At 73.0% G+C, this 25,512-nt stretch carries 23 protein-coding genes and 1 tRNA gene; 14 read left to right on the plus strand and 10 right to left on the minus strand.

The window, feature by feature from the left end; genetic code table 11:
• Positions 1-143: 143 nt before the first annotated feature.
• Complete coding sequence (locus tag QA802_RS36145; protein ID WP_334531863.1) at positions 144-1,190, plus strand: LacI family DNA-binding transcriptional regulator; 1,047 nt, start codon at positions 144-146, stop codon at positions 1,188-1,190.
• An 89-nt stretch (positions 1,191-1,279) separates the two neighbouring features.
• Here QA802_RS36145 and QA802_RS36150 read toward each other — a convergent pair whose 3' ends face one another.
• Positions 1,280-2,071, minus strand: coding sequence for a VOC family protein (locus QA802_RS36150; protein WP_334535099.1), 792 nt, complete (start codon positions 2,069-2,071; stop codon positions 1,280-1,282).
• 239 nt (positions 2,072-2,310) lie between these two features.
• On the opposite strand from QA802_RS36150, the gene QA802_RS36155 reads away from it, so the two are divergent.
• The 3 genes from QA802_RS36155 to QA802_RS36165 all read left to right on the plus strand — a co-directional run bounded on the left by QA802_RS36155 (position 2,311) and on the right by QA802_RS36165 (position 4,248).
• Complete coding sequence (locus QA802_RS36155) at positions 2,311-2,556, plus strand: WhiB family transcriptional regulator (RefSeq protein WP_319171666.1); 246 nt, start codon at positions 2,311-2,313, stop codon at positions 2,554-2,556.
• Positions 2,557-2,693: 137 nt separating this feature from the next.
• A tRNA-Cys gene (locus QA802_RS36160) sits at positions 2,694-2,765 on the plus strand.
• A 118-nt stretch (positions 2,766-2,883) separates the two neighbouring features.
• Complete coding sequence (locus tag QA802_RS36165) at positions 2,884-4,248, plus strand: SDR family oxidoreductase (RefSeq protein ID WP_334531867.1); 1,365 nt, start codon at positions 2,884-2,886, stop codon at positions 4,246-4,248.
• Between the two features lie 94 nt (positions 4,249-4,342).
• Here the strand turns inward: QA802_RS36165 and QA802_RS36170 are convergent, their stop codons facing one another.
• The 4 genes from QA802_RS36170 to ssgD form a co-directional block, all read right to left on the minus strand.
• Complete coding sequence (locus QA802_RS36170; protein WP_334531870.1) at positions 4,343-5,317, minus strand: acyl-ACP desaturase; 975 nt, start codon at positions 5,315-5,317, stop codon at positions 4,343-4,345.
• A gap of 218 nt (positions 5,318-5,535) precedes the next feature.
• Positions 5,536-6,312, minus strand: coding sequence for a dimethylargininase (gene ddaH / locus QA802_RS36175; protein ID WP_334531873.1), 777 nt, complete (start codon positions 6,310-6,312; stop codon positions 5,536-5,538).
• A gap of 298 nt (positions 6,313-6,610) precedes the next feature.
• Complete coding sequence (locus tag QA802_RS36180) at positions 6,611-8,233, minus strand: ABC-F family ATP-binding cassette domain-containing protein (RefSeq protein WP_334531876.1); 1,623 nt, start codon at positions 8,231-8,233, stop codon at positions 6,611-6,613.
• 296 nt (positions 8,234-8,529) lie between these two features.
• Positions 8,530-8,946, minus strand: a complete 417-nt coding sequence (gene ssgD, locus QA802_RS36185; RefSeq protein ID WP_319171671.1) for a spore wall synthesis regulator SsgD — start codon at positions 8,944-8,946, stop codon at positions 8,530-8,532.
• Between the two features lie 305 nt (positions 8,947-9,251).
• On the opposite strand from ssgD, the gene QA802_RS36190 reads away from it, so the two are divergent.
• The 4 genes from QA802_RS36190 to mmpA all read left to right on the plus strand — a co-directional run bounded on the left by QA802_RS36190 (position 9,252) and on the right by mmpA (position 11,763).
• Positions 9,252-10,301, plus strand: coding sequence for a WD40/YVTN/BNR-like repeat-containing protein (locus QA802_RS36190; RefSeq protein ID WP_334535101.1), 1,050 nt, complete (start codon positions 9,252-9,254; stop codon positions 10,299-10,301).
• Positions 10,302-10,416: 115 nt separating this feature from the next.
• Positions 10,417-10,740 carry a plasmid stabilization protein gene (locus tag QA802_RS36195; RefSeq protein ID WP_319171672.1) on the plus strand — a complete coding sequence of 108 codons (324 nt, stop codon included), beginning with the start codon at positions 10,417-10,419 and terminating at the stop codon, positions 10,738-10,740.
• A 69-nt stretch (positions 10,741-10,809) separates the two neighbouring features.
• Positions 10,810-11,502, plus strand: coding sequence for an endonuclease V (locus tag QA802_RS36200; protein WP_334531880.1), 693 nt, complete (start codon positions 10,810-10,812; stop codon positions 11,500-11,502).
• Between the two features lie 111 nt (positions 11,503-11,613).
• Positions 11,614-11,763 carry a morphogenic membrane protein MmpA gene (gene mmpA / locus QA802_RS36205; RefSeq protein ID WP_334531883.1) on the plus strand — a complete coding sequence of 50 codons (150 nt, stop codon included), beginning with the start codon at positions 11,614-11,616 and terminating at the stop codon, positions 11,761-11,763.
• Between the two features lie 36 nt (positions 11,764-11,799).
• On the opposite strand, the gene QA802_RS36210 is transcribed toward mmpA, so the two are convergent.
• Entirely contained in the window at positions 11,800-12,972 is a 1,173-nt protein-coding gene (locus QA802_RS36210; protein WP_334531886.1) for a saccharopine dehydrogenase family protein, read from the minus strand.
• Positions 12,973-13,063: 91 nt separating this feature from the next.
• On the opposite strand from QA802_RS36210, the gene QA802_RS36215 reads away from it, so the two are divergent.
• From QA802_RS36215 to QA802_RS36230, 4 genes are all read left to right on the plus strand, one after another.
• The gene (locus QA802_RS36215; RefSeq protein ID WP_334531889.1) at positions 13,064-13,444 is read left to right on the plus strand and encodes an MmcQ/YjbR family DNA-binding protein; all 381 of its coding nucleotides are present in this window, start codon (positions 13,064-13,066) and stop codon (positions 13,442-13,444) included.
• Between the two features lie 131 nt (positions 13,445-13,575).
• On the plus strand, positions 13,576-14,760 hold the full coding sequence (locus tag QA802_RS36220; RefSeq protein WP_334531892.1) for a CaiB/BaiF CoA transferase family protein: 1,185 nt from the start codon (positions 13,576-13,578) through the stop codon (positions 14,758-14,760).
• A 39-nt stretch (positions 14,761-14,799) separates the two neighbouring features.
• Positions 14,800-16,014, plus strand: a complete 1,215-nt coding sequence (locus tag QA802_RS36225) for an acetyl-CoA C-acetyltransferase (RefSeq protein ID WP_334531894.1) — start codon at positions 14,800-14,802, stop codon at positions 16,012-16,014.
• Positions 16,015-16,055: 41 nt separating this feature from the next.
• Entirely contained in the window at positions 16,056-18,233 is a 2,178-nt protein-coding gene (locus QA802_RS36230) for a 3-hydroxyacyl-CoA dehydrogenase NAD-binding domain-containing protein (RefSeq protein WP_334531896.1), read from the plus strand.
• Between the two features lie 12 nt (positions 18,234-18,245).
• Here QA802_RS36230 and QA802_RS36235 read toward each other — a convergent pair whose 3' ends face one another.
• On the minus strand, positions 18,246-18,959 hold the full coding sequence (locus QA802_RS36235) for a MerR family transcriptional regulator (RefSeq protein ID WP_334531899.1): 714 nt from the start codon (positions 18,957-18,959) through the stop codon (positions 18,246-18,248).
• Between the two features lie 147 nt (positions 18,960-19,106).
• On the opposite strand from QA802_RS36235, the gene QA802_RS36240 reads away from it, so the two are divergent.
• Positions 19,107-20,030 (plus strand): PfkB family carbohydrate kinase, encoded by a 924-nt coding sequence (locus QA802_RS36240; protein ID WP_334531902.1) that lies wholly within the window; start codon positions 19,107-19,109, stop codon positions 20,028-20,030.
• 296 nt (positions 20,031-20,326) lie between these two features.
• Positions 20,327-21,967, plus strand: a complete 1,641-nt coding sequence (locus tag QA802_RS36245; RefSeq protein ID WP_334531904.1) for an ABC-F family ATP-binding cassette domain-containing protein — start codon at positions 20,327-20,329, stop codon at positions 21,965-21,967.
• 4 nt (positions 21,968-21,971) lie between these two features.
• Here QA802_RS36245 and QA802_RS36250 read toward each other — a convergent pair whose 3' ends face one another.
• The 3 genes from QA802_RS36250 to QA802_RS36260 form a co-directional block, all read right to left on the minus strand.
• On the minus strand, positions 21,972-22,559 hold the full coding sequence (locus QA802_RS36250; protein ID WP_334531906.1) for a DinB family protein: 588 nt from the start codon (positions 22,557-22,559) through the stop codon (positions 21,972-21,974).
• Positions 22,560-22,739: 180 nt separating this feature from the next.
• A complete protein-coding gene (locus QA802_RS36255; protein WP_334531908.1) occupies positions 22,740-25,142 on the minus strand; it encodes a Tex family protein in 2,403 nt (800 codons plus the stop codon).
• Between the two features lie 82 nt (positions 25,143-25,224).
• Positions 25,225-25,356 carry an LPFR motif small protein gene (locus QA802_RS36260; protein WP_306947312.1) on the minus strand — a complete coding sequence of 44 codons (132 nt, stop codon included), beginning with the start codon at positions 25,354-25,356 and terminating at the stop codon, positions 25,225-25,227.
• Positions 25,357-25,512 lie beyond the last annotated feature (156 nt).

A 25,512-nucleotide genomic window follows, 5' to 3' on the forward strand; every position in this document is an offset into this window, starting at 1 on the left:
CCACCGGTGCGCCGAGCGCGGCGAGAGCGGCGGAGATCGACGAGCGAGGCGAGAGCGTCCCGGAGAGAGCGCTCTCATGCGCCCCCGGCCGGTTCGTGGTCCGGGGCTATCCTGATCCGCAGCCGGCCAGGAGGAGCCCCGAAGTGACCGAGACAGCGTCCCGTCCCACGCTGGAGGCCGTGGCCGAGCGGGCCGGGGTCTCCCGGGCGACCGTGTCGAGAGTCGTCAACGGCGGGGACGGCGTCCGCGAACCGCTCGTCGAACGGGTGCGGCAGGCCGTGGAGGAGCTCGGCTACGTGCCCAACCAGGCCGCGCGCAGCCTCGTGACGAAACGACACGACGCCGTGGCCGTCGTCATCGCCGAGCCGGAGACCAGGGTCTTCGCCGACCCCTTCTTCGCGCTCCAGCTCCGAGGCATCAGCAAGGAGCTGACCGCCCACGACAACCAGCTCGTGCTGCTGCTCACCGAGGGCCGCGACGACCACGCGCGCGTGGCCCGCTACCTCGCCGGCGGCCATGTCGACGGGGCTCTCGTCTTCTCCCTGCACCTCGACGACCCGCTGCCGGGCCTGATCCAGGGCGCGGGGGTCCCCACCGTGTTCGGCGGGCGGCCCGGCTGGAGCGACGGCACCCGTGACGTCGTCTACGTGGACAGCGACAACCGCGGCGGCGCCCGCGACGCCGTACGCCTGCTGGCCGGTCTCGGCCGCACCCGCATCGCGCACATCACCGGCCCGCTCGACCAGACCTCCGCGGCGGACCGGCTCGACGGATACCGGGAGGTCATGGGCGACGCCGACCCCGGTCTGGTCGTCGAGAGCGACTTCACCCCCGGCGGCGGCGAACGCGCCATGCGCGCACTCCTCGAACGCCGCCCCGACGTCGACGCCGTGTTCGCCGCCAACGACCTCACCGCCGCGGGCGCCCTGCGCGTGCTGCGGGAGCGGGGCAGGCGCGTGCCCGAGGACGTGGCCGTGGTCGGCTTCGACGACATGCTGACCGTCGCCGAGCAGACCGACCCGCCGCTGACGACCGTCCGCCAGGACATCGAGGAGATGGGCCGGATCATGGCCCGCCTCCTGCTGCGCCGCCTGGAGAGGCGCACCGCCGACGCGGTTCCGGGCGGTGCGGACGGCCCCGATGCCCCGGTGGTGCTGCCGACCACCCTGGTGCGCCGCGCGTCGGCGTAGGTCAGCACGCGGCGGCGACGGCCCGACACCCGCGCGCCGGGCGGGGCCGAGCCGGGCAGGGCACCGGGAGGCTGAGGCCGGGCCGCCGGTCACCTCTCCTGCGGGACGCTCCTGATCACCGCGAAGCGTGCCCCGTACGGGTCGGCGAGTTTGGCGATGCGGCCGACGGCCTCCACGTCGGTGGCGGGCATCCGCACGCTGCCGCCCCGGCCCGTGGCCTCCGCGACGACCGCGTCCACGTCGGTGACCTCGAAGTACGGCAGCCAGTACGGATCCGACCCGGCCTCGGAGGGATCGTCGGCCAGCGGGACGATCCCGCCGAACATCGCCTCCTCCCCGCCGTCGGCCGGGTTGACGCAGGTGTACGTGCCGCCGGGGAAGGGCGCGGCCGAGGTCTCCAGGCCCAGCGCGGAGTGGTAGAAGGCCGCCGCCGCGGCGATGTCCGGGGTGTACAGCTCGACCCAGCACAGCGAGCCGGGTTCGTCCGCCACGTCCACACCCTTGGTCAGGGCCGGCTCCCAGAGGCCGAACGTGACGCCCGCCTGGTCGGCGAGGACCGCCATCGTGCCCTGGCCCAGTACGTCCATCGGAGGGAGGAGCACTCTGCCGTGAGCCTGCTCGGCGGTCTTGGCGGTGGCCGACGCGTCGGTCGTCCGGAAGTAGACCGTCCAGGACGGCGGCCCCTGTTCGGGGGTGGTCTGCATGCCGCCCGCCACGGTTCTGCCGTCCAGCTGGAAGAAGCCGTAGCCGCCGGCGTCGGGTCCCGCCGACCGGAACCGCCAACCGAAGAGCGCCTCGTAGAAGGAGGTCGCGCCGTCGATGTCGGGCGTGCCGACGTCGACCCAGTTCGGCGCGCCGTCGACGAAACGGGTGGTGAGCATCATCGCCCTCCTCGAAGGAGTCCCGTCCTGTGCACTGCCGAGTCTGGCACCGCCCACTGACAATCGCTGCCCGAGCACCGACCGCCCCGGCAGGCGCAGGACCGGCGAGGCGACGTCAGGCGACGTCAGGCGACGTCAGGGGACGTCAGGGGGACGGCAGGGCGGTCACGGGGCTCGTCGCGCCGCGCGTATACCCGGCGTTGATCGAACGTTTTGCGCCGCCGGGCACTGTTCTGGCCATGTACACCGACACGATTCCCACGCCCGACCTCTCCTGGCAGCGGGAGGCGCTGTGCGCGCAGACGGGGGCGGACTTCTTCTTCCCCGAACCCGGCAGTTCGGTGCGCGAGGCCAAGCGCATCTGCGGCATGTGCGAGATGCGTCCCGCCTGCCTGGAGTACGCCCTGGCCCACGACGAGCGCTTCGGCGTCTGGGGCGGCCTCTCCGAGAAGGAGCGACTGCAGATCAGGCGCACGGCCGACTGACCCGTGCCGGGGCTACGGCCGACTGACCGTGCCGAGGCGACGGAGCGCCCTGGGGCCGTCCCCGTCCCCGTCGCCGTCGCCGTCCCCGAATTCGAACGACCGCGTCGCGGGGGTGCGGTTAAGATCCGGGGGCGTGTTCGGGCGTGGCGCAAAGGCAGGCACACCGCCCTGCACAGGCGATCACGCCGGTTCGCATCCGGCCGCCCGAACGCGTGCGCGGTCCCCTTGGAGCAGAGCCGACTCGACACCCCTCAGGGCGGTGACGTCGGCCCCATCCGGTCGGGGCCACGGTACGGAGCACAGGGGCGGGGCCGGGGGCAGAGGCGGATGCGCGAGAAGGACACGGGGGCGGCAAAGACCTCGCAGGTCAGCGAGACGGAGCTGGCCGCCTTCCACGAGGTCGTGGGCAAGTTGCGGGCCCTGCCCGTCGACGATCCCGTACGGCTGCACGCCGAGCGGGTGGCCACGTCGTTCGCGCGCGACGGATGGCGGCGCAGGCGTCGCACCCGGGGCGCCGAGGCGACGGCCGCCGACGCGGCGACGACGGCCGCCACCGCCACCGGCGCACTGGACCGGCGCGAGGACGCGCCCCTCGTGAACGGCGGCGGAGGCGGCGTCTACCACCGGTCGCGGCCCTGCTACGTCTGTAAGTCGCGCTACCGGCAGGCCGACGGGTTCTACCACCGCCTCTGTCCCGTCTGCGCCGCCGACAACGCCGCCCGCCGCGCTCTGAGCACCGATCTGACGGGGCGCCGGGTGCTGCTGACCGGCGGCAGGGTCAAGATCGGTTTCCAGTTGGCGCTGATGATGCTGCGGGACGGCGCGGAGGTCGTCGTCACCTCCCGGTTCCCGCACGACGCCGTCCGCCGTTTCCGGGCCGAGCCGGGCAGCGAGCGGTGGCTGCACCGGCTCACGGTCCTCGCCGTCGACCTGCGCGACCCCCGCCAGGTGCTGGGTCTGTGCGACGAACTGCGCGAGGAGGGCAAGCCGTTCGACATCCTCGTCAACAACGCGGCGCAGACCGTGCGGCGCCCGCCCGAGTCGTACGCCCTGCTGGCCGCCGGGGAGCGGGACGCGCTGCCCGACGGCGCCCGACGGGCGCCCGGTTTCACACCGATGGGGATGCTGGAAGGGCTCGGCGGCACGGTGCCGGCGCTCCCGGCCGTGCTGCGCGAGGCCGACGAGGCCGGACTGCTCCCCGACCCCTCCCCGGAGAACTCCTGGTCGGCCCGGCTCGGCGCGCTCGACCCGGCCGAGGTCCTGGAGACCCAGCTGGTCAACGCGCTCGCCCCCGCACTGCTGTGCGACCGGCTGCTGCCGCTGCTGCTGGCGTCCCCGCATCCACGCCGGTACGTGATCAACGTGACCGCGGTCGAGGGCCGGTTCGCGGTGCGCAACAAGATGCCCGGGCATCCGCACACCAACATGGCCAAGGCCGCCCTGAACATGCTCACCCGCACCAGCGCAGCCGCGCTCGCCGAACAGGGCGTGCACATGTGCGCCGTCGACACCGGCTGGATCACGGACGAGAACCCGGCGCCGAAGAAGGCCCGGATGGCGAGCGCGGGATTCCGTACCCCGCTGGACGTCGTGGACGGCGCCGCACGCGTGTACGACCCGATCGTGCGCGGCGAGGCAGGGGACCCGGTATCGGGCGTGTTCCTCAAGGACTACCAGGAGGCGGACTGGTGAGCGGGGTCCGCAAGGACCACCGGGACTGACCGGTGAGCGGACGAACGGCCCGCACCCGTGAAGTCCTTCCCGGGTGCGGGCCGTTCGTCGTTCGTCAGCCCGCGGCGCGGGCCGCCATGCGGGCCTTGCGCGCGGCCAGCTTCTCGTCGAACTTCAGGGCCTCGGCGTCCAGGCCGCCCATGTACAGGCCGAGCTCCTCCTGCGCCTGCCGCCCCTCGGGGCCGAGGCCGTCGATCTCCATGACCTTCAGGAAGCGCAGCACGGGCTGGATGACGTCGTCGTGGTGGATGCGCAGGTTGTAGATCTCGCCGATCGCCATCTGCGCGGCCGCCCGCTCGAAGCCGGGCATGCCGTGGCCGGGCATGCGGAAGTTCACGATGACGTCGCGCACGGCCTGCATGGTGAGGTCGGGGGCGAGCTCGAAGGCGGCCTTCAGCAGGTTGCGGTAGAAGACCATGTGCAGGTTCTCGTCGGTCGCGATGCGCGCCAGCATGCGGTCGCAGACCGGGTCGCCGGACTGGTGGCCGGTGTTGCGGTGCGAGACACGGGTCGCCAGCTCCTGGAAGGACACGTACGCGACCGAGTGCAGCATCGAGTGCCGGTTGTCCGACTCGAAGCCCTCGCCCATGTGGGCCATCCGGAACTGTTCCAGCTTGTCCGGGTCCACCGCGCGTGAGGCGAGGAGGTAGTCGCGCATCACGATGCCGTGCCGGCCTTCCTCGGCGGTCCAGCGGTGCACCCAGGTGCCCCAGGCGCCGTCCCGGCCGAAGAGCGAGGCGATCTCGTGGTGGTAGCTGGGCAGGTTGTCCTCGGTGAGGAGATTCACGACCAGCGCGATCCGGCCGATCTCGGTGACCTTGGACTGCTCCTTGCCCCAGGCCTCGCCGTCCTCGAAGAAGCCGGGGAAGTTGCGGGCGTCGCTCCACGGCACGTACTCGTGGGGCATCCAGTCCTTGGTGACCTTCAGGTGCCGGTTGAGTTCCGCCTCGACCACTTCCTCCAGCGCGAACAGCAGCTTGGCGTCGGTCCAGACGGCCGGATTGCCGAGGTGAGGGGAGGTGATCGTCACGAGAGACTCCAGGGGACGTGAAGCGGAGCGGAACCGTCCGGCGAGCGGGGCCGGAACTTACGGGATCGTAGGCTACGAACCCGTAGGTTACGAAGCCTCAGACTAAGCGGGGCGTAAACATCGCTGATCAGCCGGGTTCCCCGGGCCATTCGGGGCATGCCGAAGACCCTCCGGGGAATCGCAGGTCCCGAGGCTGAAAGGGTGAATGGTTCACCCGGTCAGGCGTACAGCTCCCGCAGTCGCACCGAGAGGCAGGTCACACATCCCTCGAGCTTCTCGAACTCGCCGATGTCGACGAGGACGGGCTCGTGCCCGAGGTCGGCGAGCAGGTCCGCCGTCTTCGGGGCGCTCGCCGCCATGAGCAGGTGGGGACCGCCGAGGAGCACCACGTGCGCGCCGGCCTCCTCGGGCACGGACAGGAAGCGCGGGAACAGCGACGGCCGGTCCACCTGCGGGATGTGGCCGATCACCGTGCCGTCGGGCAGGGCGGTGACCGCCGACTTCAGGTGCAGCACCTTGCTCACCGGCACCGCCACCACCGTCGCCCCGAGCGGTTCGAAAGCGGCCCGCAGCTGCTGGACGCCGGCCGCGTTGGTCCGCCCGCCCCGGCCGACGTAGATCGTGTTCCCGACCTTGAGCACGTCGCCGCCGTCCAGCGTGCCGGGCTCCCAGATCCAGTTCACCGAGCAGCCGAGGCGGGCCACGGCCTCCTCGACGCCGACGGTCTCGCCACGCCGGGACTCGGCGCCGGAGCGCGCGATCAGGGCGACGTTGCGGTACATCACCACCGTGTCCTCGACGAAGACGGAGTCCGGGCAGTCGTCGGCCGGATCGACCTCGACGGTCTCCCAGCCGTGCGTCCGCAGGGCGTCGGCGTACGCCTCCCACTGCTCCAGGGCGAGCTCCACGTCGACCTTCTCCCGCTCGAGGTGCGTCACCAGGCCTTCGGCGAGGAGCGGGCTGGGGCGGCGGATGAGGGCCTTCTTGCTGGGCACGTCCAGGTCTCCGAATCGGGTGGCCGACCGGCGCCTCGGGCGCGGCGCCGGTCAGCCATCATGCAGCGCGGGACCACCAGGACAAAACCCCTCAGTAACACTGTGGCCCTCCCGAGACCCGCGCGGTCGAGGCGGGACCCGATGCGAAGGACTGGCGAAGGGCCCGGCCCGCAGGACCTGACGGCGACCCGCACGCGCCAGGGCCCGACGCGCAGGACCCGACGCACGGCCCGATGCGGAGGACCCGACGCGAAGGGCCCGATGCAGGTAGCCAACGCGAAGCCCCCGACGCAGTGCCCTACTCCGCGTCCGCCACCTCCTCCGCCGTCGTCTCCCTCAGCGTGCCGTCCATCAGCAGCCAGCGCGTGATGCCGATCGACTCCAGGAACGGCAGGTCGTGGCCGGCCACGATGACCGCCCCCTCGTACGACTCGAGCGCCGTCGTCAGCTGACGCACGCTCGCCATGTCGAGGTTGTTGGTCGGCTCGTCGAGCAGCAGCAGCTGCGGCGCCGGCTCGGCCAGCATCAGGGCCGCAAGGGCCGCCCGGAAGCGCTCCCCGCCCGACAGGGTCGCCGCCTTCTGGTCGGCGCGGGCGCCCCGGAACAGGAAGCGGGCGAGCCGGGCCCGGATCCGGTTGTTGGTCGCTCCGGGCGCGAAGCGGGCCACGTTCTCGGCGACGGTGAGGTCGCCGTCGAGGACGTCGAGGCGCTGCGGCAGGAAACGCAGCGGCACGTGCGCGTGCACCTCGCCCGCCTCCGGCGCCAGCTCCCCGGCGATCGTGCGCAGCAGCGTCGTCTTCCCGGACCCGTTGCGCCCCACCAGCGCCACCCGCTCGGGACCGCGCAGATCGAAACCGCCCTCCACGCGCGCGCCGTAAGCGAGCCGAAGGTCCATGAGGGTGAGGACCTCGCGCCCCGGCGGTACGGCCGTGTACGGCAGGTCGACGCGGATCTCGTCGTCGTCGCGTACGGCCTCCACGGCGTCGTCGAGCCGGTCCCTGGCCTCGGCGAGCTTCTCCTCGTGCATGATCCGGTGCTTGCCCGCCGACTCCTGCGCCGCGCGTTTGCGCGCCCCCATGACGATCTTCGGCTCGCGCTTGCTGTCCCACATCTTCTGCCCGTACCGCTTCCGGCGGGCGAGCTTGACCTGGGCGTCCGCCAGTTCGCGCTTCTGCTTGCGCAGGTCGGCCTCGGCGACGCGCACCATGCGCTCGGCGGCCTCCTGCTCGGTGGCCAGGGCCTCCTCGTAGGCGGTGAAGTTGCCGCCGTACCAGGTGATCTCGCCGGCGCGCAGGTCGGCGATCTGGTCGACGAGGTCCAGCAGCTCCCGGTCGTGGCTGACGACGACCAGCACGCCGGGCCAGGACGCGACGGCCGCGTACAGCCGTCGCCGGGCGTACAGGTCGAGGTTGTTGGTCGGCTCGTCCAGCAGCAGGACGTCCGGCCGGCGCAGCAGCAGGGCGGCCAGCCGCAGCAGGACCGACTCGCCGCCGGAGACCTCGCCGGTCGTGCGGTCGAGGTCGACGTGGCCGAGCCCGAGCTCGCCGAGGGTGGCCAGGGCGCGCTCCTCGACGTCCCAGTCGTCGCCGACGGTCTCGAAGTGCTCCTCGGCCGCGTCGCCCGCCTCGATGGCGTGCAGGGCGGCCCGCCGGTCGGCGATGCCGAGCGCCTGGTCGATGCGCAGGGCCGTGTCCAGGGTGACGTTCTGCGGGAGGTAGCCGACCTCGCCCGCGACGCGCACGGCGCCGTCGGCGGGTGTCAGTTCCCCGGCGATCAGCTTCAGCAGGGTGGACTTGCCGGAGCCGTTGACGCCGACGAGCCCGGTGCGGCCGCTGCCGAACGCGACGTCGAGGCCGTCGAAGACGGGGGTGCCGTCGGGCCAGGAGAAGGCGAGGGAGGTACAGGCGATGGACTGATGCAAAGTGGGCCTCGTGGGTGCGTGTGCGGTCAGGGACGACACGTGTCGAGACACCGGAGGGCGGCGACCACCGCGGTGAGCGGGGGCGCGGAGAGAGCACGGAAAGCCCTGCTCCGCCGGGACGGCTCGAGGCCGAGGTCGCACACGGCGCACACACCGACAAGGGGTGTGGCGCGGGTGTCTCGGGACCTCAGACGAGCAACGTCCTACTCCGATCGGCGGCAACAGAAGCGCTTCACACCGTAGGAGGGCAGGGGAGGGCCGTCAAAGGGATTTACGCGGGCCAGCAGGCGCCCGGGTCAGCAGGCGTCCCGCATAAGCTCCGCCAGGTCGTGGTCCAGGTCGAGCTGACGGTGCTCCGTCCCGGTCGGCACGAGCTCGCTCGCCGCCCGCAGGAAACGGCGGATGTCGGCCGAGTGGACGTGCACGACGGCGGTCCCCTCGGGCGCGTGGAACTCCAGCACGGTGCGGTCGTACCCGTAGGGGCGCACCCGGACGTCGCCATGGCCCTCGGCGTCGTGCAGGCCCGCGGCGAGCAGCTCGCGCGAGAACGTCCAGCAGACCTCGACGCCCTCCAGGGTGGCCGGAGCCGGGAACGTCATCCGGACGGCGAACGGGTCCAGGCGGTCGTAGTGCAAGGTGGCGGGGATGTTGGGCATCCGGGGCGCGGCGGCGACCAGACGGGCCTCTACGAGCTGTTCGATGACGGTGGACAACGCCTTGCTCCCTTGTGACGGCGGGACGAAACTCCGGGCGGGTGGGACCGGACACTGGAAGAGACGCCGGAACCGGCCGATCCGTGCACACCACTTCCGAGTGACCTCGGTCACCGCGTTTCATGCACGGGAGTGACTCAGCTCTCCTGCCGTGCCCCGTAAGGCGGTTGGGGCGGACGACGCCTTCTGGACGCCGGCGGGAGCCTGGACTAGCTTCGCCCGCCATGAGGCGCTTGGGGAAGACGCGACGCACGTTACGGACAAAACACAACCGCAACCGCCACCGCACCCGCAATCGCGGCCGCGTGGTGGCGGCGGCCTGCGGGGCGGTGCTCGCCGCGCTCACCGCGCTGCCGGCGCACGCCCATCCGGCACGGCCGGCGGCGCCGCACTGGGAGCTCAAGGACACCGGCGTCACCGCGCGCCTGCGCGGTCTCGCGGCGGTCGACCGGGACACCGCCTGGGTGGCCGGCACGCAGGGCGTCGTCCTGCGCACCGCCGACGGCGGCGAGACCTGGCGGGACGTCTCCCCGCCGGGCGCGGCGGGCCTGCAGTTCCGTGATGTGGAGGCGTTCGACGCGCGCCGCGCCGTGGTGCTCGCCATCGGCGAGGGCGACGCCTCACGCGTGTACCGCACCGAGGACGGCGGGACGACCTGGACCGAGTCCTTCCGCAACACCGACCCCCGCGCGTTCTACGACTGCATGACCTTCTTCGACCGCCGCCACGGACTCGCCGTGAGCGATCCCGTCGACGGAAGGTTCCGCATCCTGTCGACCGGCGACGGCGGCCGCACCTGGAAGGTGCTGCCCGACGCGGGGATGCCGCCCGCCCAGGAGGGCGAGGCGGGGTTCGCCGCGAGCGGCCAGTGCCTGGTCGCGGCCGGGTCCCGGGACGTCTGGCTGGCGACCGGCGGGGCCGCACGCGCGCGGGTGCTGCATTCCTCCGACCGCGGGATGACCTGGCGGGCCGCCGACGTCCCCGTCCCCGCCGCGGATCCCGCGCGCGGCGTCTTCGCCCTCGCCTTCCGCGACCGCGCGCACGGCCTCGCCGTGGGCGGCGACTACCGCCCCGACCAGCCCTCCCCGCAGGCCGCCGCCACGACCACGGACGGCGGCCGCACCTGGCGGCCCGCGGCAGGCCCGCCGCCCGCCTACCGCTCCGGCGTCGCCTGGCTGCCGCACAGCCGCACCGCCGCCCTCGCGGTCGGCCCCGCCGGCGCCGACCTGACCACCGACGCGGGCCGCACCTGGCGCACCCTCGACACCGGCTCGTACGACACCGTGGACTGCACGCCCGACTTCGGCTGCTGGGCCGCGGGCGAACAGGGGCGCGTGGCACGCCTGGAGAGCTGAGCCCCTCTCCGGGTACACGGAAGTTCCTCTCCGGGTACGCGAAAGTCTTTTCCGCGTACGTGGAAGCCCTTTTCCGGGTACCCGGTGGAGACGAACGCGGAAGGAGTGAGCGTCCATGCCACGCGGTTCCAGCCCCAAGCGGGAGCGCCAGTACGAGCACATCAAGGAGAGCGCGCAGGACCGGGGAGAGAGCGCCGGCCGCGCGAAGGAGATCGCCGCGCGGACGGTCAACAAGGAGCGCGCCCGGTCCGGCGAGTCGAAGACCGCGAGCCGCACCTCCACCCAGGACATGTCGTCCGGCAAGCGGGGCGGTCAGCGGTCCGGCAAGGGTTCTCAGGGACCCACCTACGACCAGCTGTACGAGGAGGCCAGGCGGCGGGGCGTCAAGGGCCGTTCGGACATGAACAAGAGCCAGTTGCAGCGCGCACTCGGCGACTGACGCCGGCGCCGGCCGCGAAGGAAACATGATCGCGGGCCCGCCCGCGGGAGCAGTACGCTCGTCCTCACCATGACGACCGTCAGCATCCCCGCGGGCTGGCCCGCGACCGAGGAAGAGGCCCGCGCCGTCCAGGACGAGCTGCGGGCGCGGGTGCTGCTCGAGCCGGGGCCGCCCGTGGGCGCCGGACACGTGACAGGGGTCGACGTCGCCTACGACGACGCGCGCGACGTCGTCGCGGCGGCCGCCGTCGTGCTGGACGCGGCGAGCCTGGAGGTCGTCGCCGAGGCCACCGCCGTCGGCCGGATCTCCTTCCCCTACGTGCCCGGACTGCTCGCGTTCCGCGAGATCCCCACCGTGCTCGCCGCCCTGGAGGCCCTGCCGCACGGGCCGGGCCTGGTGGTGTGCGACGGCTACGGCCTGGCCCACCCGCGCCGCTTCGGCCTCGCCAGCCACCTCGGGGTGCTCACCGGCCTGCCCACCATCGGCGTCGCCAAGAACCCGTTCGCCGTCGCCTACGCCGATCCGGACGCCCCGCGCGGATCGGCGTCCCCGCTGCTGTCGGGCGACGAGGAGGTGGGGCGCGCGCTGCGCACCCGGGCGGGCGTGAAGCCGGTGTTCGTCTCCGTCGGCCACCGCGTCACCCTGGACGACGCCTGCGCCCACACCCTCGCCCTCACCCCCAGGTTCCGGCTCCCGGAGACCACCCGCCGCGCCGACTCGCTGTGCCGGCGAGCCCTTCAGGAGGCCACCGTCCGCAGCTGACCACGTCGTCCGAGTACGCCGTCCGAGCGTTGCCTGGGTACGCGGTCTGAGTACACCCTCTGAGTACCCGTACGGATGTACGCCCGGCGTCGCGTCGGCAAGCTGGGCAGCATGACCACCACGCATCGTGCTCCGAAGCCCCTCGCCGCCCCGGGACGCCCGGTCGAGCGCGCCGTCAACGTCGCGCTGATCCTCGCCGTCCTGGCCGGCCTCGGCTGGATCGTCGGGATGATCTACACGCTCGTGCAGTGGCCGTTCTGAGGGCGGCAGTCGACCGCCAGGACGCGGGCGCACCGGTCAGCGGCGCGCCGCGACGCGGAAGCGGACGCCCGCGCGGGTCAGCCGCCCGGTCAGCGCGTCGCCCATCGCCACCGCCGTGGTGAGCTGCCCCGCCGCCGGCGGGAGGTCGTCGCAGGCCAGCGCCATCGCCGCCTCGGCGAACATCTTCGCCGTCTCGTCGTAGCCGGGGTCGCCGCCCGCGACCTCGGTGTACACCCGCCGTCCGCCGCCCTCGCCGACGAACCGGACGGAGAACCAGCTCCGCGCCCGCTTCTGCGCGCTCGGCCCCTCACCGGGCCCCAGCCGGTCCGACAGCCAGCGCCGGGCGGGCGGCATCTGGGCCGCCGCGGCGAGCGTCCCGACCGCGGCGACGCCGCCCACGGCGACGGGCAGCCGCCGGACGGCCGCGTAGTGCCGGTAGCGGAAGTCCGGGCCGTAGCGCTGCAGCGCCCGGGCCGACCGGAGCACGATCTGCGGGTCGATGGTCGGCAGCGGCAGCGCCCAGGCGCCGACCTCTCCCGCGAACCGGGGCGCGCCCACCGGTGCGACGGCCCGGCGGCCCATGAGCCGCGGCTCGTGCCGTCCCCGTTCCCGTGCGGCGGCCAGCATCTGGCGGCCACGGGCGAACTGGCCGAGCGCGGAGGCGAAGGTGCCGCCCGAGAAGGAGGCGTCGGCCGTCACGAAGCCGTCCACGGTCAGCGGCACGCCTTCGGGGAGCTGCCGGACGGTGAAGTACACGCCGAGGTCGTGCGGGACGGAGTCGAAGCCGCACGCGTGGATCAGCCGTGCCCCCGTCTCCCGCGCGCGTGCGTCGTGCCGGACGTACATCAGGTCGACGAACTCCGGCTCGCCGGTGAGGTCGAGGTAGTCGGCGCCGGTGTCCGCGCAGGCGGCCACCAGGTCCTCGCCGTAGCGCACATAGGGGCCCACCGTCGTGGCCACCACGCGCGCGTGCTCCGCGAGCGCGCGCAGGGACGCCGGGTCCGCGACGTCGGCGCGCAGCACCCCGACGTCCACGCCGAGCCGTTCGCGCAGCCGCTCCAGCTTGCGCTCGTCACGCCCGGCGATCGCCCAGCGCAGCCCGGCGGGCGCATGGGCGGCGAGGTACTCCGCGGTGAGCGTTCCCACGAAGCCCGTCGCCCCGAAGAGCACGATGTCGTACGGACGGTCGGTCATTTTCAGCCTGCTCATGACATCCCTTCGCGGTGCAGCCCGTGCCGCTGTCGGTGGCTGAGGCTAGCGTGAGGGGTGCGGAGGCCGACGACGAGCCCGGAGGCAGCAGGTGACCGTGGACCGCGACGCCCTGAGGAAGTGGGAGAAAGTGCGCGCGTTCGCACTCGGACTGCCGGGTGCGGCGGAGGAGTTCCCGTGGGGCGGGAGCGTGGCCAAGGTGAACAAGAAGGTGTTCGTCTTCCTCGGCGTCGACGACGGCAGTCACCCGCTCGGCGTCACCGTCAAGCTCACGGACGAGACCGCGCACGGCCACGCGCTGGCCGCCCCCGGCGCCGAGCCCGCCGGATACGGCCTCGGCAGGTCGGGCTGGGTGCGCCTCCCGCTGGGGGAGAAGGGCGCGCCCGAGGCCGAGCTGCTCTGCGACTGGGTGGAGGAGAGCTACCGCACGATCGCTCCCCGGCGGCTCATAGCGGAGCTGGAAAGGCGCTGAGCCGTCGGTCGACGCGCCGCGAACCGGCCGCGACCTGACCTAAGCGCTTGCTCGTCCGGCTCTTGTGTCCGCGGGGACACGTTCATAGCATCACTGGTGTTACATCAGTTCTGTCACAGCAAGGGGGCCGGATGACGACGGGACGGACGACCGGGCACGGCCCGCTGGCCGGCGTGCGCGTGCTGGAGCTCGCCGGGATCGGCCCCGGCCCCTTCGCGGGCATGCTGCTGGCCGACCTCGGCGCCGACGTGGTCCGGGTGGACCGGCCCGGCGGCCCCTCTCTCGGCATCGACCCGGAGTACGACGTCACCAACCGCAACAAGCGCTCGGTGGTCGTGGACCTCAAGGCGCCGGACGGGCCCGCGCGCGTGCTCGACCTCGCCGCCCGCGCCGACGTGCTGATCGAGGGCAACCGGCCGGGTGTCGCCGAGCGGCTCGGCGTCGGCCCCGCAGAGTGCCACGCCCGCAACCCCCGTCTGGTCTACGGCCGGATGACCGGCTGGGGCCAGGAGGGCCCGCTCGCCCAGCGCGCCGGCCACGACATCGCCTACATCGCAGTCACCGGAGCCCTGGGCCTGATCGGCCGCCCGGGCGCGCCCCCGCCGGCCCCCGCCAACCTGCTCGGCGACTACGCGGGCGGCTCCCTCTACCTCGTCGTCGGCGTCCTCGCGGCGCTGCACCACGCGCGCGTGAGCGGCGTCGGCCAGGTCGTCGACGCGGCCATCGTGGACGGCGCCGCCCACCTCTCCTCGATGATCCACGGCATGCTCGCGGCCGGCGGCTGGCAGGACCGGCGCGGCGCCAACCTGCTCGACGGCGGCTGCCCGTACTACGGCGTCTACGAGACCGCCGACGGCGGGTACATGACCGTTGGCGCGCTGGAACCGCAGTTCTACGACGCCTTCGTGGACCTCCTCGGCCTTGCGGAGTTCCGTGACGCCCGCACGGACCCGACGCGCTGGCCAGAGCTGCGCGAGGCCGTCGCCGCCCGCTTCCGCACCCGCACCCGCGACGCGTGGACGGCGGTCTTCGCGGGCTCCGACGCGTGCGTGGCGCCGGTGTTGTCGCTGCGCGAGGCCCCGCACCACCCGCACCTGGCGGCCCGCGGCACCTTCACCGACCACGGCGGCATCACCCAGCCCGCCCCCGCGCCCCGGTTCTCCGCGACCCCCACGGCCGTGCGCACCGGACCCGCCCTGCCCGGCGCCGACACCCACCAGGTGGCCCGTGACTGGGACCTGCCCGACGGGGACATACCCGAGCTCGCGCCCGACCTCGAACAGCCCCTCCCGAACACCGCGGCCCGGGGCGACTGACCCCGCCCGGCCCGGCCCACCCTCCCGAAAGGCCCACCAGTGAGCACCGAAGCGTACGTGTACGACGCGATCCGCACCCCGCGCGGGCGCGGCAAGGCGAACGGCTCCCTGCACGGAACAAAGCCCATCGACCTCGTCGTCGGCCTCATCCACGAACTCCGCGACCGCTTCCCCGGCCTGGACCCGGCCGGGATCGACGACATCGTGCTCGGCGTGGTCAGCCCCGTGGGCGACCAGGGCTCCGACATCGCGCGCACCGCCGCGATCGCCGCCGGCCTGCCCGACACCGTGGCGGGCGTGCAGGAGAACCGCTTCTGCGCCTCGGGCCTGGAAGCCGTCAACCTGGCCGCCATGAAGGTCCGCTCGGGCTGGGAGGACCTCGTCCTCGCGGGCGGCGTGGAGTCGATGTCCCGGGTGCCGATGGCCTCGGACGGCGGTGCCTGGTTCAACGACCCGATGACCAACCTGGGCGTCAACTTCGTGCCGCAGGGCATCGGCGCCGACCTCATCGCCACCATCGAGGGCTTCTCCCGGCGCGACGTCGACGAGTACGCCGCCCTGTCGCAGGAGAGGGCGGCGACGGCCTGGAAGGAGGGCCGCTTCGACCGCTCCGTGGTGCCGGTGAAGGACCGCAGCGGACTGGTCGTCCTCGACCACGACGAGCACCCCCGCCCCGGCACGACCGCGGACTCCCTCGCCAAGCTGAAGCCGTCCTTCGCCGACATCGGCGAACTGGGCGGTTTCGACGCCGTGGCGCTGCAGAAGTACCACTGGGTGGAGAAGATCGACCACGTCCACCACGCGGGCAACTCCTCCGGCATCGTCGACGGCGCATCCCTGGTCGCCATCGGCACCAGGGAGGCAGGCGAGCGCCACGGGCTCACCCCGCGCGCGCGGATCGTCTCCGCGGCCGTCTCCGGCTCCGAGCCGACGATCATGCTCACCGGCCCCGCGCCCGCCACCCGCAAGGCCCTCGCGAAGGCCGGGCTGACCATCGACGACATCGACCTCGTCGAGATCAACGAGGCGTTCGCCGCGGTCGTCCTGCGCTTCGTCAGGGACATGGGCCTGTCTCTGGACAAGGTCAACGTCAACGGCGGCGCGATCGCGCTCGGTCACCCGCTCGGCGCCACCGGCGCGATGATCCTCGGCTCGCTCGTCGACGAACTGGAGCGCCAGGACAAGCGCTACGGCCTCGCCACCCTCTGCGTCGGCGGCGGCATGGGCATCGCCACCGTCGTCGAGCGCGTCTGACCACCCCAGCGGAACCCACAGACTTCTACGGAGACCCCGTCATGACACAGAGCACCACCATCCGCTGGGAACAGGACCGAACCGGCCTCGTCACCCTTGTCCTCGACGACCCCGACCAGTCCGCGAACACCATGAACGCGGCCTTCCGCGCATCCCTGGCCGCCGTCGCCGACCGCCTGGAGGCCGAGAAGGACTCCGTCCGGGGCGTCATCCTCACCTCCGCCAAGAAGACCTTCTTCGCCGGCGGCGACCTGCGCGACCTGATCCGCGTCACCCCGGACACGGCCCAGGAACTGCTCGACGGCGGACTGGAGATCAAGCGCAACCTCCGCCGCATCGAGACCCTCGGCAAGCCCGTCGTCGCCGCCCTCAACGGCGCGGCCCTCGGCGGCGGCTACGAACTGGCCCTCGCCTGCCACCACCGCATCGCGCTCGACGCGCCCGGCTCGAAGATCGGCTGCCCCGAGGTCACCCTCGGTCTGCTCCCCGGCGGCGGCGGTGTGGTGCGCACGGTCCGGCTGCTGGGCATCACCGACGCCCTCCTGAAGGTCCTCCTCAAGGGCACCCAGTACAGCCCGCGGCGCGCCCTGGAGAACGGCCTGGTCGACGACGTCGCCACCACGCACGACGAACTGCTCGCCAAGGCCCGCGCCTTCGTCGACGCGAACCCCGAGTCGCAGCAGCCCTGGGACCGGCCGGGCTACCGCATCCCGGGCGGCACCCCGTCGAACCCCCGGTTCGCCGCCAACCTGCCCGCGTTCCCGGCCAGCCTGCGCAAGGAGACCAACGGCGCCCCCTACCCCGCGCCGCGCAACATCCTCGCCGCGGCCGTCGAGGGCGCCCAGGTCGACTTCGAGACCGCACAGGTGATCGAGGCCCGTTACTTCGTCGAGCTGGCCGCCGGACAGACGTCGAAGAACATGATCCAGGCGTTCTTCTTCGACCTCCAGGCCGTCAACTCGGGCCTCAGCCGCCCCAAGGGCGTCGCACCCCGCCCGGTCCGCAAGGCCGCCGTCCTGGGCGCCGGGATGATGGGCGCCGGCATCGCCTACGCGTGCGCCCGCGCGGGTATCGACGTCGTCCTGAAGGACGTCTCCCTGGAGGCCGCGCTGAAGGGCAAGGCCTACTCCGAGAAGCTGTGTGCCAAGGCCGTCTCCCGCGGCCGCACGACCCAGGACAAGGCGGACGCGCTCCTCGCCCGCATCACGCCCACCGCGGACCCCGCCGACCTGGCCGGCTGCGACGCCGTCATCGAGGCCGTCTTCGAGGACACCGCCCTCAAGCACAAGGTGTTCCAGGAGATCGAGCAGGTCGTCGCGCCCGACGCCCTGCTGTGCTCCAACACCTCCACGCTGCCCATCACCGCCCTCGCCGAAGGAGTCGAGCGGCAGGCCGACTTCATCGGGCTGCACTTCTTCTCGCCCGTCGACAAGATGCCGCTGGTCGAGATCATCAAGGGCGAGCGCACCGGCCACGAGGCGCTCGCACGCGCCTTCGACCTGGTGCGGCAGATCAACAAGACGCCGATCGTCGTCAACGACTCGCGCGGCTTCTTCACCTCCCGGGTGATCGGCCACTTCATCAACGAGGGCGTCGCCATGGTCGGCGAGGGCATCGAGCCCGCTTCCGTGGAGCAGGCCGCAGCGCAGGCCGGCTACCCCGCCAAGGTGCTCTCCCTCATGGACGAGCTGACGCTCACCCTTCCGCGCAAGATCCGGGGCGAGTCCAGGCGGGCCGTGGAGGAGGCCGGCGGCACCTGGACCGGGCACCCCGCCGAGGCCGTCGTCGACCGCATGGTCGACGAGTTCGGCCGCACCGGCCGCAGTGGCGGCGCCGGCTTCTACGAGTACGGGGAGGACGGCAAGCGGGCAGGTCTGTGGCCGGGACTGCGTGAGCACTTCACCCGCGCGGGCGCCGAGATCCCCTTCGAGGACATGCAGGAGCGCATGCTGTTCTCCGAGGCCCTCGACACCGTCAGGCTCGTCGAGGAGGGCGTCCTGACCTCCGTGGCCGACGCCAACATCGGCTCCCTCTTCGGCATCGGCTTCCCCGGCTGGACCGGCGGCGTCCTCCAGTACATCAACGGCTACGACGGCGGACTCCCCGGCTTCGTGTCCCGCGCGCGTGAGCTCGCCGCACGCTACGGCGACCGCTTCACCCCGCCCGCCCTGCTGGTGGAGAAGGCGCGACGGGAGGAGACCTTCACGGACGCGCGCTGAACGCCCGGACCGTCACGGGGAGCCGTCCGCCGGCGGCTCCCCGAGCCACTCCCGCAGTTCCTCCGTGAGCGAGCGCTGGAAGGCCGTCAGCAGCGCCTGGACGACCAGCGGCTGCATGTGCGCCGACAGCGACCGCACCGCCCGCGCGTCGCGCTCCGGCACTTCCTCGCGCAGCAGCCGCGACAGCTCGTGGGCCGCCGCGCGCGCATGGTGGAGCAGGACGGCGCGCGCCGCGCGGATGGACTCCGGCGACAACGGCACGTCCAGCAGCCGGACCCCCAGCCGCAGCAGGCCGGGGTCGACCCCGTAGCCGTCGTCGTCGCGGCGTACGACGTTCATCGCGACGAGCCGGTCCAGATCCTCCTCGCCGAGCGTGCGCCCCGCCCGCCGCTGCAGTTCCTCCCGGGTCACCGTCTCCTCCGCGTCCGGCGCCCAGGAGGCCACCACGGCCCGGTGCACGGCGAGGTCGTGGGCGTCCAGACCGGGCGGCAGCCGCTCCAGGTAGCGCTCGATCGCCGCCAGCGTCAGCCCCTGCCCGCGCAGTTCCTCGATCAGCGCCAGACGCGCGAGATGCGCGGCCCCGTAACGCCCCACCCGGCGCGGTCCGATGACCGGCGGCGGCAGCAGCCCCTTCGTGCCGTAGAAGCGCACCGTGCGCACCGTGACCCCGGCGCGCGCGGCCAGCTCGTCGACCGTGAGGGCCGGCTCCTCGGTCTCGCTCGTCATGTGCAGCAGTATCGCTGTCACACCGGTGCTGTGAAACCCGCGACGGCGGCACGACCGACGGACCGACGGACCTGCGTACCGGTTCACCTGCGTACCGGTTCACCTGTGGGCGGCCTCGATGTCAGTGGCGTCGCCTACCGTGGCGTCATGTCGGAGATCACTCATGTCCGGGGCGACGCCATCGACGTGCTGGTTCTCGGCGGGGCCGGCGTGGACACGATCGTGTACGTGCCGCAGCTGCCGCTCCCGTACGCCGACAGCTACCTGATCGACAGCGGGATCCGCGCCCGCGCCGGCCAGACCGGCGACTTCGTCGCCCTCGGCCTCGCCGCCCTCGGCCTGCGCACCCACCATCTCGACTTCCTCGGCGACGATCCCGAGGGCGACCTGGTCCGCGCCCTCCACGCCGAGCACGGCATCGCCCTCACCGCGGTCCCGCAGCCCGCCGGCACCAAGCGCGCGGTCAACCTGGTGAGCCCGGACGGCCGGCGGCTGTCGCTGTACGACACCAGCCGCGGGCGACCCGGCGACCGCTTCCCCGAGGACACCTTGCGCGACCTCGCTGCGGCGAGCCGCCACGCGCACGTGTCCATCACGCAACCCTGCGCCGAGGCGCTGCCCGTACTGCGCGAAGCGGGCGTCGGCATCTCCACAGACCTGCACAACTGGGACGGCGAGAACCCCTACCAGGCGGCCTTCGCCCACGAGGCGGACATCGTGTTCGTCTCCGCGACAGCCCTGACCGACCCTCGGGCGACCATGCGCCGCATCGCCGAGCGCGGCCGCGCCGAAGCGGTCGTCGCCACCGCCGGAGCCGAGGGAGCGTATCTGCTGGCGGGCGGCGAGCTGACCCACGTCCCCGCCGTCGCCCCGCCCGGACCGGTGGTCGACTCCAACGGCGCGGGCGACGCCTTCGCCGCCGCGTTCCTGTTCGGCCGACTCCACGGCGAACCGCCCCGCCGGTGCGCCGAGTTCGGGGCACTGGCGGGGGCGTACGCGTGCACGGTGCCGGCCACCGAGAGCGCCGCGATGTCCCGCGCCGAGCTGCTGACACGGGCGAGCGCCCGCTGACCCGGCCGGCAGCAGCCATGGCCGCCCCCGCTCTCCGCGCAGTGTCTGTACGACGCGTTACCCACAACCGCCGCATGCCGGACAGGAGTTCACGGGCCCCGACATCGCGGCCTTTCCGACCACGACGACCTCACCGTCCACCCGAGTGTCCACGCCCGGACGCTGACCGACCACGCCTCGGATCGGCGACCGGACGGGACGACGACGCCCGCGGCGTCGACGTTCGGGCACCCGCCGGACGGGGACCCGGGCGCCCCGGGCGCCGCACGCGCACGGAAGCTAGGATCTGCTGTCTGATGACTGCCACTCTCGTCGCCAAGAACCTCGCCGCCGGGCACGGCGACCGCTCCCTCTTCTCCGGGCTCGACCTCGTGGTCGCCCCCGGGGACGTGATCGGGCTGGTCGGCGCCAACGGCGCGGGCAAGTCCACCCTGCTGAAGCTGCTCGCCGGGCTCACCGCGCCCGAGCAGGGCGAGCTCAGGCTGTCCCCGCCGACCGCGACCGTCGGCCATCTGCCCCAGGAACCGGAGCGCCGCCCCGGTGAGAGCGTCCGTGACTTCCTCGCCCGCCGCACCGGCGTCGCCGAGGCGCAGCGCACGATGGACGAGGCGACCCAGGCCCTGGTCGACGGGGCGCCGGGCGCGGACGACGCCTACGCGACCAGCCTGGAGCGCTGGCTCGACCTCGGCGGCGCCGACCTCGAGGAGCGCGCCGAGGAGGTCGCCGACTCGCTGGGGCTCGGCGTGGACCTCGGCCGGCCGATGACCTCCCTGTCCGGCGGCCAGGCCGCCCGCGCGGGCCTCGCCTCCCTCCTCCTGTCCCGCTACGACGTCTTCCTGCTCGACGAGCCGACCAACGACCTCGACCTGGACGGGCTGGAGCGCCTCGAACGGTTCGTGACCGGGCTGCGCGCCGGCACGGTCGTCGTCAGCCACGACCGCGAGTTCCTCACCCGCACGGTCACCAAGGTCCTCGAACTGGACCTGGCGCAGCAGCAGATCAACCTCTACGGCGGCGGCTACGACGCCTACCTGGAGGAACGGGACGTGGCCCGCCGGCACGCCCGCGAGGACTTCGACGAGTACGCCGACAAGAAGGCCGCCCTCCAGGACCGGGCGCAGACCCAGCGCTCCTGGATGGACAAGGGCGTCAAGAACGCGCGCCGCAAGGCGGCCAACGACAACGACAAGATCGGCCGCAAGTTCCGCAGCGAGGCCAGCGAGAAGCAGGCCGCGAAGGCGCGGCAGACCCAGCGCATGATCGAGCGCCTGGAGGTCGTCGAGGAGCCGCGCAAGGAGTGGGAGCTGCGCATGGAGATCGCGGCCGCCCCGCGCTCCGGCGCGGTCGTCGCCTCGCTGCGCGACGCGGAGGTGCGCCGCGGCGGCTTCACGTTCGGTCCGGTGACGCTGCAGATCGACTGGGCCGACCGGGTCGCGGTGACCGGCGCGAACGGCGCGGGCAAGTCCACCCTCCTCGGGGCGCTGCTCGGCCGGGTCCCGCTGGACGCCGGACACGCGGCCCTGGGTTCGGGCGTCCTGGTCGGCGAGGTCGACCAGGCGCGGGCGCTGTTCCACGGCGCGGAGGCGCTGCTGGACGCGTTCCGTGCCGCCGTCCCCGACACCGAACCCGTCGAGGTGCGCACCCTGCTGGCCAAGTTCGGCCTGAAGTCCGACCACGTCATGCGGTCGGCGGCCACCCTGTCGCCCGGCGAGCGCACCCGTGCCGCTCTCGCGCTGCTCCAGGGAAGGGGCGTCAACCTCCTCGTCCTCGACGAGCCGACCAACCACCTCGACCTGCCGGCCATCGAACAGCTGGAGTCGGCCCTCGACGCCTACGAGGGCACCCTCCTGCTGGTCACCCACGACCGGCGCATGCTGGACGCGGTCCACGTCACCCGCCGCCTGGAGGTCGCGGACGGCAAGGTGACGGAGCGGTAAGCCGCTACGCGGGCCCGTCGGCGTCCCGTGCCGCCCGCTCGACGCGCTCACGGTGCGCCGCCCACCACGCCGGATCCCCGTCCGCGGTGTTCGCGCCGCTCCTGCGCTGGCCCGTCGCCCCGTCGATCAGCTCCCGGACGATGTCGGCGTGGCCGGCGTGCCGCTGTGTCTCGGCGATCATGTGGGCGAGGCTGTGATGGAGGGTGAGCTCGGTGCCCGCGTCGCCGGGGATCCGGCCGACCGCGTCGAGCGGCAGGGCCGCGATCGTGGCGTCCGCGTGCGCGCAGGCCCGCCGGTACAGCCCGGTGATCTCCGTCCGCGTCTCGTCGGCCCGCGCCCGCAGATCCGCGTTGGGCTCGGCGTCCACCGTGATCCACAGCGGGGTGCCGGCGAAGGGCCGCCCGAAGGCCGCCCCGAAGTAGAACGCCTCGGCGCCCGCGAGATGCTTCACCAGCCCCAGCAGGTTCGTGCCGGTGGGCGTCACGGGGCGCCGTATGTCGTACTCCGACAGGCCCTCCAGCTTCCACATCAGTACGTCGCGGGCGTCCTGGAGGTAGGTCTGGAGGTCGGCCTTGGGATCGCGTCCGGTCATGGGTCAAGTCTGCTGATCGGATGATCCCGATCAACGCGTTTTCCGCGGAGACCGAGCCACACGCCACCCCCGCCGCCACTCTCCGAGCCCACAGCGCCGTGCCGGGCAGGCGCCGTGCCGGGCAGGCGCCGTGCCGGGCCCGCGGCTTGGAGCGTGCCGCGGGCCCGGTGCACTCGTCGGTCAGCCCCTGCCCCTCTTCGGGTCCGCCAGGCCCGCTCGGCGCAGGGCGTCGGCCATGGCGCTGTTGGCCGGCGGCGGAGCCTGGCGTGAACCTCCGCCTCCGCCACCGCCGCGCTGACCGCCCTGCTGCCGCTGCTGCGGCGGTCGCCCGCCGCCGCGCTGCGGACGGCCCCCGCCGGAGGGCTCTCCCTGGCCGCCCCGCGGGGCGGCCTCGTCGTCGAGCCGCAGTGTCAGCGAGATCCGCTTGCGCGGGATGTCGACGTCGAGCACCTTCACCTTGACGATGTCGCCGGGCTTGACGACGTCCCGGGGGTCCTTGACGAACGTCTTCGACAGCGCGGAGACATGTGCCAGCCCGTCCTGGTGGACGCCGATGTCGATGAACGCCCCGAAGGCCGCCACGTTCGTCACCACGCCCTCCAGGACCATCCCCGAGGTCAGGTCGGAGATCTTCTCCACGCCGTCCTTGAAGGTCGCCGTCTTGAAGGCGGGCCGCGGGTCACGCCCGGGCTTCTCCAGCTCCCTGAGGATGTCGGTGACGGTCGGCAGCCCGAACGTCTCGTCCACGAAGTCCGCCGGCCGCAGCGAGCGCAGGACGCCCGTGTTGCCGATCAGGGCGGCCACCTCCTGGCCGGAGGTCTTCACCATGCGCCGCACCACCGGGTACGCCTCGGGGTGCACGCTGGAGGAGTCGAGCGGGTCGGAGCCGCCGCGGATCCGCAGGAAGCCGGCGCACTGCTCGTAGGCCTTCGGGCCGAGCCGGGCCACCTTCTTCAGCTCGGAGCGGGAGGTGAAGGGCCCGTTGGCGTCCCGGTGCGCCACGATGTTCTCGGCGAGACCGGAGGAAATGCCGGACACCCGCGACAGAAGCGGCGTCGAGGCCGTGTTGACGTCCACGCCGACGCCGTTCACACAGTCCTCCACCACCGCGTCCAGCGAACGCGACAGCTTCACCTCGGACAGGTCGTGCTGGTACTGGCCGACGCCGATCGACTTGGGGTCGATCTTCACCAGCTCGGCGAGCGGGTCCTGGAGCCGGCGGGCGATCGACACGGCGCCGCGCAGCGACACGTCCATGTCGGGCAGTTCCTGGGAGGCGAAGGCGGAGGCCGAGTACACGGACGCGCCCGCCTCGGACACCATCACCTTGGTGAGCCGCAGCTCCGGGTGCTTCGCGATGAGTTCACCGGCCAGCTTGTCGGTCTCGCGGGACGCGGTGCCGTTGCCGATCGCGACCAGGTCGACCGCGTGCTCCCTCGCCAGCCGCGCGAGCTTCGCGATCGCCTCGTCCCACTTGTTCGCCGGGACGTGCGGATAGATCACGTCCGTGGCGACGACCTTGCCGGTCGCGTCGACGACGGCGACCTTCACGCCCGTGCGGAAGCCGGGGTCCAGGCCCAGCGTCGCGCGCGTGCCGGCCGGGGCGGCGAGCAGCAGGTCGCGCAGGTTGGCGGCGAACACGTTCACGGCCTCGTCCTCGGCGGCCGTGCGCAGCCGCAGCCGCAGGTCGATGCCGAGGTGGACCAGGATGCGGGTGCGCCACGCCCAGCGGACCGTGTCGCTCAGCCACTTGTCGCCGGGGCGACCGCGCTCGGCGATCCCGAACCGCGACGCGATGAGAGGCTCGTACGAGGAGGGGCCGGGCTGCTCGGAGGGCTCCTCCGGCTCCAGGACGAGGTCGAGGACGTCCTCCTTCTCGCCGCGCAGCATCGCCAGGATCCGGTGCGAGGGCAGCGCGGTGAACGGCTCGGCGAAGTCGAAGTAGTCGGCGAACTTCGCGCCCGCCTCCTCCTTGCCCTCGCGCACCTTGGCGGCGAGCCGCCCGCGCGCCCACATGCGTTCGCGCAGCTCGCCGATCAGGTCGGCGTCCTCCGAGAACCGCTCGGTGAGGATGGCCCGCGCGCCGTCCAGCGCGGCCTGCGGGTCGGCGACGCCCTTGTCGGCGTCCACGAACGCGGCGGCCGCCGCGAGCGGGTCCACCGAGGCGTCCCCGAGCAGGCCCTCGGCGAGCGGCTCGAGGCCCGCCTCGCGCGCGATCTGCGCCTTGGTGCGCCGCTTGGGCTTGAACGGGAGGTAGATGTCCTCGAGGCGCGCCTTGGTCTGCGCGCCGCGGATCTGCGCCTCGAGGACGTCGGTGAGCTTGCCCTGCTCGCGGACCGACTCCAGGACCGCCGACCGCCGCTCCTCCAGCTCCCGCAGGTAGCGCAGCCGCTCCTCGAGCGTGCGCAGCTGCGCGTCGTCGAGCATCTCGGTCGCTTCCTTGCGGTAGCGGGCGATGAAGGGCACCGTCGAGCCGCCGTCGAGCAGCTCCACGGCGGCCTTGACCTGCCGCTCCCGTACGCCGAGTTCCTCGGCGATCCTGCCTTCGATGGATCCTGCTTCGATGGACCCGGGTGTCGTCACGATCCCGTACCGCCTTCTCCACTGAGGTTTGCGCGGCAATTGTGGCAGGCGGCGCCGACAATCGGCGATCAGGGCACGGTCATCAGGCCCTGCGGCCGTGGGCCGAGCCCGACGCGCCGCCGAAGAGGCGGGCGAGCGCCCGGAAGGGCAGCGTCACCACGGTGGCGACGGCGCCACCGATCTGCCGCAGTACGTCTGCGATAGCACGGAACACGAGATTCCCCTTTCCTCGCCCGGTCGGTCACGGCCGGGTCCTGTCAGGACGGCTGCCTCGGCCGGGTACCTCGGGGCGGGCCGTCCATGCCGGTGATCAGCCCGGGGCATGGCAGGAAAGGTGGGAAATACGTCATTGCCGCCGTGCCGGGCCGGG

It is taken from the genome of Streptomyces sp. B21-105 (assembly GCF_036898465.1).
Classification (GTDB): domain Bacteria; phylum Actinomycetota; class Actinomycetes; order Streptomycetales; family Streptomycetaceae; genus Streptomyces.

Bases quoted from the DNA above. Each gene is read 5' to 3' on its own strand.
- QA802_RS36150 (WP_334535099.1), bottom strand. From the start codon at position 2,071: ATGCTCACCACCCGTTTCGTCGACGGCGCGCCGAACTGGGTCGACGTC.
- QA802_RS36155 (WP_319171666.1), top strand. From the start codon at position 2,311: ATGTACACCGACACGATTCCCACGCCCGACCTCTCCTGGCAGCGGGAG.
- QA802_RS36165 (WP_334531867.1), top strand. From the start codon at position 2,884: ATGCGCGAGAAGGACACGGGGGCGGCAAAGACCTCGCAGGTCAGCGAG.
- QA802_RS36195 (WP_319171672.1), top strand. From the start codon at position 10,417: ATGCCACGCGGTTCCAGCCCCAAGCGGGAGCGCCAGTACGAGCACATC.
- QA802_RS36200 (WP_334531880.1), top strand. From the start codon at position 10,810: ATGACGACCGTCAGCATCCCCGCGGGCTGGCCCGCGACCGAGGAAGAG.
- mmpA (WP_334531883.1), top strand. From the start codon at position 11,614: ATGACCACCACGCATCGTGCTCCGAAGCCCCTCGCCGCCCCGGGACGC.
- QA802_RS36210 (WP_334531886.1), bottom strand. From the start codon at position 12,972: ATGAGCAGGCTGAAAATGACCGACCGTCCGTACGACATCGTGCTCTTC.
- QA802_RS36220 (WP_334531892.1), top strand. From the start codon at position 13,576: ATGACGACGGGACGGACGACCGGGCACGGCCCGCTGGCCGGCGTGCGC.
- QA802_RS36230 (WP_334531896.1), top strand. From the start codon at position 16,056: ATGACACAGAGCACCACCATCCGCTGGGAACAGGACCGAACCGGCCTC.
- QA802_RS36235 (WP_334531899.1), bottom strand. From the start codon at position 18,959: ATGACGAGCGAGACCGAGGAGCCGGCCCTCACGGTCGACGAGCTGGCC.
- QA802_RS36240 (WP_334531902.1), top strand. From the start codon at position 19,107: ATGTCGGAGATCACTCATGTCCGGGGCGACGCCATCGACGTGCTGGTT.
- QA802_RS36245 (WP_334531904.1), top strand. From the start codon at position 20,327: ATGACTGCCACTCTCGTCGCCAAGAACCTCGCCGCCGGGCACGGCGAC.
- QA802_RS36250 (WP_334531906.1), bottom strand. From the start codon at position 22,559: ATGACCGGACGCGATCCCAAGGCCGACCTCCAGACCTACCTCCAGGAC.